The sequence below is a fragment of the Mesorhizobium sp. M7A.F.Ca.CA.002.09.1.1 genome (genome assembly GCF_003998555.1).
GTDB classification, from domain to species: domain Bacteria; phylum Pseudomonadota; class Alphaproteobacteria; order Rhizobiales; family Rhizobiaceae; genus Mesorhizobium; species Mesorhizobium ciceri.
The window spans coordinates 1-501 of record NZ_RZRR01001569.1; the positions used below are offsets into that span (position 1 = coordinate 1).

Here is a 501-nt window from a genome sequence, read left to right on the forward strand (position 1 = left end):
CTCCGCCACGGCGGCTCGCTTTCGCATCGAGGCGCCGGACAATCTTGCTTCCCTGCTCGGCTTTTTCGCGCGCGCCAATGCGAATGTTTTCGCCGAGGTGATGCGAGCGATCGCAAACGATGGGCCCGGCGTGACGCGGGCAGCGGCCGCCGGCCTCGCGCTCCCGACACTCGTCATCGGCAGCGGCATCGATCTCGTCCATCCGCTGGCCACCGCGCGCAGCCTTGCAGACACCATCCCCAATGCCGCCTTTGTCGAGGTGACGCCGAAGGCCACCGACAAGGAGCGCCATTTCGCCGAAATCCGCGCCGCCATCGGCAGCTTTCTCAACACAAATTTTGACAAGCAGGACCAATCATGATCTCGAAATCTCTCTCCGGCCCGGCCGCCATCGCCGAACTGCCACGCGATCGCATGATCGCCGAATTCTCGCTCTGGTCTGCCAATCTTGCCAATTTCGAGAACGACTTGAAGCGCATCGAACCCTATGTCGATCTTCAT

General features: G+C 61.9%; 2 pseudogenes. Both read left to right on the plus strand.

Features of this window, described 5'->3' with window-relative positions:
* Positions 1 to 361, plus strand: a pseudogene (locus EN994_RS34700) (alpha/beta hydrolase); the annotation flags it as partial.
* Positions 358 to 501, plus strand: a pseudogene (locus EN994_RS36620) (D-allulose-6-phosphate 3-epimerase); the annotation flags it as partial. The pseudogenes EN994_RS34700 and EN994_RS36620, both read left to right, overlap by 4 nt.